The following is a 10901-nucleotide window of genomic DNA, read 5'->3' as shown; positions in this document are numbered from 1 at the left end:
CAGCGCATGCGAAGGCCCCTATACCGACCAGTCGGACAAACCGGGGCAAGGCGCCGAATCAGCGAGACCGATCAGACCGCTGACGAATCGAGGTTGATGCCGTTCGCCGAGATCGACACCGTCACATAGCCCTGGGAGGCGAGCAGCTTCTGGTCCTTCAGGTAGCCCTTGTGGCTCGGGATCGGCTGGGTGCCGGCCGAGCAGGGCCACTCGAGGGTCATGTCGTCCTCGGTCCCACCCGGCTTGAAGCAGGTGGCGTGACGGCCGTGCAGGAACAGTGCGAGCGGCCGCTTGCCGGTGGCGCCGGTGGGCGCGACGACGACGGCCTGCATCTCGACCGGCTGGGCGAAGCCGGGCAGCTTCACCGGGTCGAGGTCGTACTTGCCGGTGACCGTGCCGTACGCGCCCGGCTTGCCCGGGTCCACGGAGTTCGCCGGGAGTTGGGCCGGGGGCTGTGCGGCCGCCAGGGAGGTCTTCGGTTTCTTGCCGGTGTTGTCGGCGGACGCGTCCAACCGGCGCCCACCGGCCAGGACTTGGAGGTCCTTGAGCGGAGTGGCCTGGTTGAGGGCGAGCCGGAACGTGCGGCCGTCCTTGGCCTGCTTCGGTACGCCGAGCAGCCGGCCGTCCGCGTGGAACTCGACACGGGCGTCGCCCACGGGCACGGCCCTGTCCGACCGCCAGACCAGCTCACGCGCGCCGCCCTCCCCGGTGACGCGCCAGCCCGGGGGCAGTGCGCTGTCGGCGGCGTCCACCGTCAACGGCTTCGCCTGGGGCGGCTGTTGGGCCTGGGCCAATACCGGTGAGCCCGCCAGGGCCGCGAGCACGGCCACGGCGGTGACACCTATTCGCCGGGCTTGGTTCAAGGGTCCCCTCCTCACACTTCGAGTGCGGGCGACCCGTCGGTACCGGGAGCACCTCGCGCCTCGAAGGAAGCGAAAGGGGGCCTGTGGGTTGCCTGTGGCGGAGGGGAATGATCGCGCAGGGCAGGAATCAGGTCACCGGGGGGCGGCCCGGACGGCCTCGATCAGGACGGCTGAGACCAGTGGTTTCCGGACTTGAGCCGGTCGAGATTCTTGGTGCTCAGGGTTCCCCCGACTTTTCCTCGAGGGGAAAAGTGGTTGACCCGGTCAGGGCATTCACAGCCGGTCGAGTTCATCTTCAAGTCGCTTGGCGGACATCTATTTTCTCCCCGGCGGTAACCGCCTGATTCGAACTGCCCGTGTGCGCAATCGGAGTTCATGCCCGCACTTCCGGTTGCGGCACAACCATCCGGAGGGCGCCCCCATCTAAGACGGCGAATCGATGACCCGCGGGGAGCGTTCCCCCGGACGAGGGGCCATGTGGCCCGCAATTCTCTGGAGGCCAGCCGAAAATGGTTTGTTCGGTCATGTGCACGGCCGGTTCCCTCCGTGGAAGTGGTATTACTCACGGAAACGCGTGGCGCCGATCGGACAGGGACAAGGTGTGAAACCCGTTAACTATCCCGAGCCGAAAACCGGAGCCGCCCACGGCCCCGACCGGCTGCCCGTTCCCGCGCCGTACGGGCCTGCCGATCCGCCGTCCGGTCGCGTGCACGACCGCTGGACGCGGTTCCGGCTGCCGCGCCCGACCGGACCCGGGCCGAACGCCGTCCTGCTCGCGGCGGTCATCACCGTCACCGTGTTCTGCGCTGCCGACGCCATCGCCCGCAGCTACCCGTTCGGCCCCCGCACCCGGAGCGTCAACGACCTGGGCAACCAGTACGTGCCGTTCCACGCCCACCTGTGGGACCTGCTCCACGGAAGGGCCGACGGCGGCCTCCTCGTCAACTGGCAGTCCGGGTACGGCTCCAGCTTCCTCCCCGACCTCGGTACGTACCTCGGCAGCCCGTTCGCCCTGCTCGTGGCGGTGTTCCCGCGGGACGAGATCGACCTCGCGGTGTATGTGATCACCGTGCTGAAGGTGGCGTCGGCCGCGGCCGCCATGGCCTGGCTGCTGCTCAGGATGCGCCCCGGCCGCTGGTGGGCGGCGGGACTGCTGGGCGCGTCGTACGCCCTGTGCGGCTGGACCGTGGCGTCCGCCGTGTACAACACGATGTGGCTCGACGGCCTCGTCACCCTGCCGCTGCTGTGCCTGGTCGGCGAATGGACGCTGAACGACCGGCGCCGGGTCCTCGGTGTGCTGGTCGTGGCGGTCGCCTGGATCGCCAACTTCTACACGGCGTACATGGCCACCCTGGCCGCCGGCCTGGTGTTCCTGCTGCGGTTGTGGCTGGCGGGCCTCCCGCGCCGCCGGAGCCTCGCGGCGGCGGGCCGGGCGGGCGTGACCGTCGCACTCGGCATGGGCCTGGCCGCGCCGCTGGTGACGGTCGTGTACTTCGGCACCACCCACGCCTACCCCGGCAGAGTCAGGCAGTTCGCGCCGGTGCCGACGGAGGACCTGCTGGCCCGGCTGCTGCCGACGACGTACACCTTCGGTTCGCCGGCCGTGTACGTGGGCACCACGGCGCTGCTGCTCGCCCTCGCCCTGCCCTTCCACCGGGCGGCCCCCCGACGGGTGCGCACGGGGTGGACGCTGCTGGTGGCCGGGGTGGCGCTGTCGCTGCAGTGGGGCCCGACCCACCTGCTCTGGCACGCCTTCGCCACCCCGCAGGGAAGTCCGTACCGCCAGACCTTCGTGCTCTGCGCGCTGCTGGTGATCGCCGCGTGGCACGCGCTCTCCTACGGCCTGCCCGGCCGGCGCGCGCTGGGCGCGGCGGGGGTGCTCCTCGCACTGATCATCGCCATCGCGAGCGGAAGCGCTCTGACGGAGCGCCCCTTCACACTGCCGCTCGCGGTACTCGCCGCCGTGGGCGCGCTGGGCGGCCTGGCCCTGCTCGCCCGCCAGGACAGCGGGCCTAGGTCCTGTCGTCACATTCCCACGTACAACCAGTACGAGGGTCTGCGCCCGGCACGCCGAGAGCACGCGCCTACGGCAGACATCAGCCGCTCCGCGGTGGGCGCGAGGCCCGCCCTCCGGGCGGACGACGGGAATGTGACGACAGGACCTGGAGCCGGCGGCGGACGCCGCGCCGCACTGGCCGGGCTGGCCGTGACGCTCCTCGTCGGTACGCAGCTCGGCGAGGCCACCGCCACCTCCGCCGTGGCCACCCGGCTGCGACACGCGCACATGGACGACTACGCGCCCTGGGGAGCGCGACAGCAGCGGCAGGCGGACGCGATCGCCGAGGCCGACGGCTGGCCCCGGTACCGCACCGAGCCCGGCCGGGAGCAGACCGTGGGCAACGACCCGCTGATGGTGGGCGGCCAGGGTGCCCAGTACTACAGCAGCCTCACCTCCGACGTGCTCAGCCGCACGCTCACCGCCCTCGGGGACGGCTGGACCTCGCGGGGCCGCAACCTGCAGAGCCTGGACAACGCCGTCACGGACGTGATCTTCTCCGTCGGCGCGCGGGTGCACTCCCCGCCGGACCCGCATCAGCAGTGGTTCCCGCAGGACGGCGGCACGGTGAGGGTGTCCCGGCGGGATGTGCCGCCCCTGGTCACGGTACGGCCGGCCGGCGACCCGAGCGTCTCCGACTTCGGGCCGTCGCCGTACCCCAATCAAGAACTGCTGCTGGGCACCCGTGTCTACACCGTGCCCCGCCTCACGGTCCGCACCAGCTCCGGGAAGCGGCCGCAGCGGAGCGACGACGACCGGCGGGGCGTGCGCATCGGCGTACCTCGTACAGTCGCGGGCGAGCCGACGATCACGGCCGACTGCCCGGCCGGCAGCGAGGTGTACCTGTGGGCTCCGCACTTCTCGGGCACCGCGCAGCTCACCGGTGCGGCTGCCGGCGGCCCGACCGGGCGGTTCAGGTCCGACCACCCCGTCACCAAGATCGCGACGATGCAGCGGCTCGGCAGCGTTCCGGCTTCCGGACGCCTTCGGATCGAGCTGTCCCCGGACCGGCCGGGCGTCGTCCCGGACGGTGCCGTCGGCTGCCTGGACACCGCGCGCCTGGACACCGCGGCCGAACGGCTCAAGGCCACCGGCGCCACCGATGTGACCGTCTCCGACGGCACGATCCGCGCCGAACTCCCGGCCGGGAGCAACGGAACCGCCGTCGTGGCGGCCCCCCGGATCGCCGGTTGGCGATGCGCGGCGGGCGACGCTCCCGCCGTACCAGCCCAGCAGTACTACGGCCTGATCGCCGTCCCGCTGGACAGCTCCTCGACCAGCGTCACCTGCACCTTCCACCCACCCGGTCTGCGACTGGGCACGACCGTCGCGGCCGCGTCGCTGCTGACCCTGATCCTGCTCGGCACGCTCACCGCCGTCCGCCGACGACGCACCCGATCACGCGAGCGCATGACCGACGCTCTCTGACCGAACCCAGGGGGAAAAACCATGCTCATAGCGATCGTCGCACCCTGCTACGACGAACAAGACGTCATAGGCCGATTCCACGACGAGGTCCAGAAGGTCGCGGAGGAACTCCTGCCGCTCGGCCACGACATGGAGTTCGTGTACGTCGACGACGGCAGCCGCGACCGGACCCTCGCCGCCCTGGAGCGGCTGGCCGAACTCGACTCGCGCGTGCGGTACGTCTCCTTCAGCCGCAACTTCGGCAAGGAAGCGGCGCTGCTCGCCGGTCTGCGCCACGCCTCCGGAGACTCCGTGGTCGTCATGGACGCGGACCTCCAGCACCCGCCCGAACTGATCAAGCGCATGGTGGACCTGCGCGGACAGGGCTACGACCAGGTCATCGCCAGGCGCACCAGGAGCGGCGAGGGGCTCACCCGCGCTGTCACCGCCCGCGTGTATTACCGGCTCGTCAACCGTCTCGTGGACGTCGAACTCGTGGACGGTGTCGGCGACTTCCGTCTTCCTTCCCGGCGCGTGGTGGACGCGATCCTGGACCTCACCGAGTACAACCGCTTCTCCAAAGGCCTGTTCGCATGGGTGGGCTTCCCCAGCACGACCTTCGAGTACGAGAACGCCGTACGCGCCCACGGCCGCAGCTCGTGGAGCTTCCGCAGCCTGCTCAACTACGGGCTCGACGGACTGCTCTCCTTCAACAACAGGCCGCTGCGCGCCGCCCTCTACCTCGGCATGGGGCTGCTGCTGTGTACGGGCCTGTACACGGCGTGGATCGTGGTCGCCGCGCTCGTCAACGGCGTGGAGACCCCCGGCTATGTCACGATCATCACCGCCGTCACCGCTGCCGCCGCCATGCAGATGATCATGCTCGGAATCATCGGGGAGTACACGGGCCGGATCTACTACGAGGTCAAAGGCCGCCCGCATTTCCTGGTGAAGGCGACCAACGTGGAACGAACGCAGGACCGCACACCGTACGGCACGAGCAAGGACCTCATTCCCTGATGCGAACCGCAGCCGCACGCCCGATATCGGGCCAGATCCTCGCCTTCGCCTTGGTCGGCGTCGTCAACACGCTGACGTACTACGGTCTTTACCTGTTGCTCCTGATCCGTTTGCCGTATCTCGCCGCACATGTTCTCGCGTTCGTCCTCAGCATGACCGGGTCCTTTTTCCTGAACGCGCGGTTCACCTACCGGACGCGGCCGACCTGGCGGAAATTCCTGCTGTTCCCCCTGACGAATGCGACCAACTTCCTGGTCACGACGGCAGGCGTGTACGTGGTCGCCGGCGTCCTGCACGCCGGGGACCGATTCGCTCCGCTGCTCGCCTCCGTGGCGGCGATCCCGGTGACCTTCGTGGTCTCCCGCACGATCATGCTCGCCAAAGATCCATCCCTTGAAGATCCATCCCTTACAGCCACGCCCCCGCAACCGCCCGCCGAGCCCCCTCCAGGTCCACCGTCACCCCGAACTCACCCAGCGCCGCACCCAGCGCCCCCAGACAGGACTGCACCACACCGCGCGTCGCGTCGGGCCCGTAGTGGTTGACCCGGATCATCTCCTTGGCGAGGGCGCCCCCGCCCGCGACCAGCGGCAGCACCGGATCCGAGGCGAGCGCCTTGGCGACCAGCTCCGCCGCGTCGACCCCTGCCGGCGTCCGCAGCGTCGTGGCGACGGGCGCCGCGTCCGAGGCCTCGTACACATACGGCTCCAGGCCGCCGCCCAGCGCGAGCGCACCCGCCCGAGTGGCCGCCGCGGCCGAGGCGTGCCGGGCCATCACGGCGTCCAGCCCTTCCCCCTCGATCCGCTCCACGCACGCCTCCAGCGCCAGCATCTCCAGCTGCGCAGGGGCGTGCAGCAGCGCCTTGCGGCCGCCGTCGACCCACCGCTGCTTCCAGTCGAGCAGGGAGAGGTACGACCTCCGGGGCGCCGTCGGGTTCGCCGCCATCCGCGTCCACGCCCGCTCGCTCACCGACACGGCCGACACACCGGCCGGCCCGCCCATCGCCTTCTGTGCCCCGATCACGCACAGGTCGACACCCCACGCGTCCGGCAGCACCGGCTCCGCGCCGATCGAGGCGACGGCGTCCAGGTAGAACAGCGCGCCGTGCTCGCGCACCACCTCGCCGATCTCCGCGACGGGGTTGGTGTTCCCCGTCGCCGCCTCGGCGTGCACCAGCGAGACGAAGTCGATCTCCGGGTGCTCGGCGAAGGCCTCCCGGATCTGCGCGGCCGTGACCGCCGTGTGGAACGGCACCGCCAGGTCGATCACCGTCGCCCCGCAGTCCCGCAGCCAGTCCCCGAAGGTCTGCCCGTACGGCCCGGTGATCACGTTGAGCGCGGTGGTGCCGGGTCCGGCCGTGCCACGGATGGCGCCCTCCAACGGCAGCAGCGCCTCGCCCTGCATGATCACGACGTCCTGCTCGGTGGAGAGCAGCCGTGCCACCCGGTCCTCGATCGACGCGAAGTGCGTGGCGCTCAGCGGGGCCAGGTCCAGGAAGGGGTGGGTCACGGCGGTGCTCTCTTCGCTCACGGGTTCCAATGCGCCTCCGAGCGTATCCGGAGGCCCTCGCACAAGAGGGCAAGGGCGCCGCGGAGGCCCGGATACCCCCTGGCTCGTATGGCTGGGCACCCCGTGCGGCATGACTTCTGAGGCCGTACAGCCCAAGAGCCATCGGATTGATTTGAGCTACTCAAACCTTTCCTTATAATCGGAACCCTCAGTTCCCTCACAGGAGGTCCCCGTGAACTCGGTCCTCGGACGCCGGACCCGCATTCTGGCCGCCACCACCGCGACGGCCGGGCTGCTGCTCGTGGCCGGCTGCTCCTCGGACGACGGCGGCGGCGCGGCCACCGCCAACGGGGTTCCCCTGGTCAAGGCGGGCCAGCTCACGACCTGCACCCACCTTCCGTACCCGCCGTTCCAGTCGGAGAACAACGGCAAGTACGAGGGCTTCGACGTCTCGATGATCGACCTGGTCGCCAAGGACCTCGGCGTGAAGCAGGACTTCATCGACACGCCCTTCGAGAACTTCAAGACCGGCGCGTTCCTCAACTCCGGCCAGTGCGACCTCGCCGCCGCCGGCATGACGATCACCGAGGAACGCAAGAAGAACGTCGACTTCTCCGACCCGTACTTCGACGCGACGCAGGCCGTCCTCGTCGACAAGGACAGCGGTATCACGTCCTTCGCGGACCTCAAGGGCAAGAAGGTCGGCGCCCAGGCGCAGACCACCGGCGAGGAGTACGCGACGAGCAAGGGTCTCGACCCCGTCTCCTTCGAGTCCTCCGACGCGGTCCTCAACGGTCTGCGCACCGGGCAGGTCCAGGCCGTCGTCATCGACTACCCGGTGGTCCAGGGCTGGCTGAAGGACAAGGCCAACGCCGACGCCCTCGAGGTCGCCGACAACATCAACACCGGTGAGCAGTACGGCTTCACGGTGAAGAAGGGCAACACCGAGCTCCTCGCCGCCATCAACAAGGCGATCGCGGACGCGAAGGCCGACGGCACGTACAAGAAGCTGTACGAGAAGTGGATCGGCCCGTACGACGAGTCCGCGGCCTCCGCCTCCCCGTCCGCCTCATGAGCGGTGCCGACGCACCAGTCCAGCCCCGTAAGTCCGGCCTGACCCGGCGCCAGAAGCGCGCGCTGTCGCGCGGCGCGCAGTACGTCGTCTTCGTCGCGGCCGTGATCGCCTTCGCGGTCACGGCCGACTGGGGACGGCTGAAGAACCAGTTCGCGCAGTGGGACCTGGTCCAGCAGATGTTCCCGGACGTCATCACGCTGGCGCTGAAGAACACCGTGCTCTACACGATGTCCGGCTTCGTCTTCGGCCTCGTGCTCGGCATGGTCATCGCCCTGATGCGACTGTCCCCGGTGGGCCCGTACCGCTGGCTGGCCGGCATCTACATCGAGATCTTCCGGGGCCTGCCCGCCCTGCTGATCTTCGTGTTCGTGGGTGTCGCCGTGCCGTTGGCGTTCCCGGGCACGGAGATCCCCGGCGGTACGTACGGCAAGGTGGCGCTCGCGCTCGGCCTGGTGTCGGCGGCGTACATGGCGGAGACGATCCGCGCGGGCATCCAGGCGGTGCCCAAGGGACAGATGGAGGCGGCCCGATCGCTGGGCTTCTCGCACGCGCGGGCCATGGTCTCGATCATCATCCCGCAGGCTTTCCGCATCGTGATCCCGCCGCTCACCAACGAACTCGTGCTCCTCTTCAAGGACTCCTCGCTGGTGCTGTTCCTCGGGGTCACCCTGGAGGAGCGGGAACTCACCAAGTTCGGGCGCGACCTGGCGAGCCAGACCGCCAACTCCACGCCGATCCTGGTCGCGGGTCTGTGCTATCTGCTGGTGACGGTGCCGCTCGGGTTCGTCGTGCGCCGCCTGGAGGCCAAGGCCGGGGAGGCCACCAAGTGAGCAGTACTCCAGAGATCCAGGTCCGGGACCTGCACAAGTCCTTCGGCGACAACGAGGTACTGCGCGGCATCGACCTGGAGGTCCGTACCGGCGAGGTCGTGTGCGTGATCGGACCTTCGGGGTCCGGCAAGTCGACTCTGCTCCGCTGCGTGAACCTCCTGGAGGAGCCCACCAAGGGACAGGTCTTCGTCGGCGGTACGGAGGTCACGCACGAGGACGTCGACATCGACGCCGTACGCCGCCGTATCGGCATGGTCTTCCAGCAGTTCAACCTCTTCCCGCACCTGTCGGTGACCGAGAACCTCACGCTGCCGCAGCGGCGGGTGCTGAGGCGGGACAAGGCGGAGGCGTCCCGGATCGCCGCCGAGAACCTCGGGCGCGTGGGACTGTCCGAGAAGGCGGACGCGTACCCCTCCTCGCTCTCCGGCGGCCAGCAGCAGCGGGTCGCGATCGCTCGGGCGCTGGCCATGGGCCCCGAGGTGATGCTCTTCGACGAGCCGACCTCGGCGCTCGACCCGGAGCTCGTGGGCGACGTACTCGCCGTCATGCGCATGCTCGCGAACGAGGGCATGACGATGATGGTCGTCACCCACGAGATGACCTTCGCGCGCGAGGTCGCCGACCGGGTCGTCTTCATGGACGGCGGCGTGATCGTCGAGGACGGCACCCCCGCGCAGGTCATCGGCAAGCCGAGCCACGAGCGCACCCGCCACTTCCTCTCCCGGCTCCTCGACCCCGCGATGGCGGACGTGGAGGAGGGGACGTCGGACCAGGTGGGCAAGGGCGACCAGCGCCCGCATGGAAAGTCCGGTGCATGAGCGATCCAGAGTCCGGTGCATGAGCGATTTAAAGTGCGGTGCGCGAGCGATTTAGAGTGCGATGCATGAGCGATCGCGCGGTGCTGCACGTGAAGGGGCGGGTGCTCGTCGGGCCGGACGAGGACGAGGGTGTCCGCGACGAGCTGTGGGTCGTCGACGGCCGGATCTCCTACGAGCGCCCCGCCGGCGCCCGTGACATCCGGGCCGTCGAGGGCTGGGCGCTGCCCGGCCTCGTCGACGCCCACTGCCATGTCGGGCTCGACACCCACGGCCCCGTCGCCGAGGACGTCTCGGAGAAGCAGGCGCTGACCGACCGCGACGCGGGCACCCTCCTCATCCGGGACGCGGGCTCGCCCTCCGACACCCGCTGGATCGACGACCGCGCCGACCTCCCGAAGATCATCCGGGCGGGCCGCCACATCGCCCGCACCCGCCGCTACATCCGTAACTACGCGCACGAGATCGAGCCGGAGGACCTGGTCGCGTACGTCGCCCAGGAGGCCCGGCGCGGCGACGGCTGGGTGAAACTGGTGGGCGACTGGATCGACCGCGGCACCGGCGATCTCAGCGCCTGCTGGCCCAGGGAGGCCGTGGAAGCGGCGATCGCCGAGGCCCACCGGCTGGGCGCGCGGGTGACCGCGCACTGTTTCGCCGAGGATTCGCTCCGGGACCTGGTCGAGGCGGGCATCGACTGCGTCGAGCACGCGACCGGCCTCACCGAGGAGACGATCCCGCTGTTCGCCTCCCACGGTGTCGCGATCGTCCCCACGCTCGTCAACATCGCCACCTTCCCGCAGCTCGCCGACGGAGGAGAGGGCAAGTTCCCGCGGTGGTCCGCGCACATGCGGGCCCTGCACGCACGCCGCTACGACACCGTGCGCGCCGCGTACGACGCCGGGATCCCGGTCTACGTCGGTACGGACGCGGGCGGCTCGCTGGCCCACGGGCTGGTCGCCGGCGAGGTCGCCGAACTGGTGACCGCGGGCATCCCGCCGGTCGAGGCGCTGTCCGCGACGACCTGGGGCGCCCGGCGGTGGCTGGGGCGGCCGGGGCTCGACGAGGGAGCACCGGCGGACCTCGTCGTGTACGAGGCGGATCCGCGTGCGGACGTACGGGTGCTGGCCGCTCCGCGTCGGGTGGTGCTGAACGGGCGAGTGGTCGGGTGACGGTCGGGAACATCGGGAACAGGCGGCTGTCGGCGTCCTCGCCGCGGCCGGTCCTGCCGACGCGACCTCCGACCACGGTCGCGCGAGCGCCGTCGTCCTGCGTGGTTGTGCGGGCGGGGGCGGGGGAGCGATCACGCTGGCGCGGCGCCGCGGCAGG

7 protein-coding genes and 2 pseudogenes are annotated in these 10901 nt (G+C 70.2%); 7 read left to right on the top strand and 2 right to left on the bottom strand.

From position 1 onward, the window contains the following. Window positions 1-92: 92 nt before the first annotated feature. Window positions 93-863, bottom strand: a pseudogene (locus tag AB0D57_RS39575) (hypothetical protein); the annotation flags it as partial. A 733-nt stretch (window positions 864-1596) separates the two neighbouring features. Between AB0D57_RS39575 and AB0D57_RS39570 the strand changes: the two are divergent. From AB0D57_RS39570 to AB0D57_RS39560, 3 genes and pseudogenes are all read left to right on the top strand, one after another. Then, window positions 1597-4347 (top strand): YfhO family protein, encoded by a 2751-nt coding sequence (locus AB0D57_RS39570; RefSeq protein ID WP_362085182.1) that lies wholly within the window; start codon window positions 1597-1599, stop codon window positions 4345-4347. Window positions 4348-4368: 21 nt separating this feature from the next. After that, on the top strand, window positions 4369-5346 hold the full coding sequence (locus tag AB0D57_RS39565; RefSeq protein WP_362085176.1) for a glycosyltransferase family 2 protein: 978 nt from the start codon (window positions 4369-4371) through the stop codon (window positions 5344-5346). After that, window positions 5346-5723, top strand: a pseudogene (locus AB0D57_RS39560) (GtrA family protein); the annotation flags it as partial. The gene AB0D57_RS39565 and the pseudogene AB0D57_RS39560, both read left to right, overlap by 1 nt. A gap of 31 nt (window positions 5724-5754) precedes the next feature. Here AB0D57_RS39560 and AB0D57_RS39555 read toward each other — a convergent pair. Next, the gene (locus AB0D57_RS39555; RefSeq protein WP_362085179.1) at window positions 5755-6855 is read right to left on the bottom strand and encodes an aminotransferase class V-fold PLP-dependent enzyme; all 1101 of its coding nucleotides are present in this window, start codon (window positions 6853-6855) and stop codon (window positions 5755-5757) included. A gap of 232 nt (window positions 6856-7087) precedes the next feature. Between AB0D57_RS39555 and AB0D57_RS39550 the strand changes: the two genes are divergently transcribed. The 4 genes from AB0D57_RS39550 to AB0D57_RS39535 all read left to right on the top strand — a co-directional run bounded on the left by AB0D57_RS39550 (window position 7088) and on the right by AB0D57_RS39535 (window position 10744). After that, a complete protein-coding gene (locus AB0D57_RS39550) occupies window positions 7088-7930 on the top strand; it encodes a basic amino acid ABC transporter substrate-binding protein (protein WP_362085173.1) in 843 nt (280 codons plus the stop codon). Beyond that, window positions 7927-8760, top strand: coding sequence for an amino acid ABC transporter permease (locus tag AB0D57_RS39545; protein WP_362085170.1), 834 nt, complete (start codon window positions 7927-7929; stop codon window positions 8758-8760). The genes AB0D57_RS39550 and AB0D57_RS39545 overlap by 4 nt, the downstream gene beginning before the upstream one ends. Continuing rightward, the gene (locus AB0D57_RS39540; RefSeq protein WP_362085165.1) at window positions 8757-9578 is read left to right on the top strand and encodes an amino acid ABC transporter ATP-binding protein; all 822 of its coding nucleotides are present in this window, start codon (window positions 8757-8759) and stop codon (window positions 9576-9578) included. The genes AB0D57_RS39545 and AB0D57_RS39540 overlap by 4 nt, the downstream gene beginning before the upstream one ends. A 65-nt stretch (window positions 9579-9643) precedes the next feature. Beyond that, window positions 9644-10744 (top strand): amidohydrolase family protein, encoded by a 1101-nt coding sequence (locus AB0D57_RS39535; protein ID WP_362085161.1) that lies wholly within the window; start codon window positions 9644-9646, stop codon window positions 10742-10744. The last annotated feature ends 157 nt before the right edge of the window (window positions 10745-10901 follow it).

It is taken from the genome of Streptomyces sp. NPDC048275 (assembly GCF_040652275.1).
Taxonomy (GTDB): domain Bacteria; phylum Actinomycetota; class Actinomycetes; order Streptomycetales; family Streptomycetaceae; genus Streptomyces.
The sequence above is the reverse complement of the archived record's forward strand: the minus strand, read 5'-3'. Positions and strand labels throughout refer to the sequence as shown.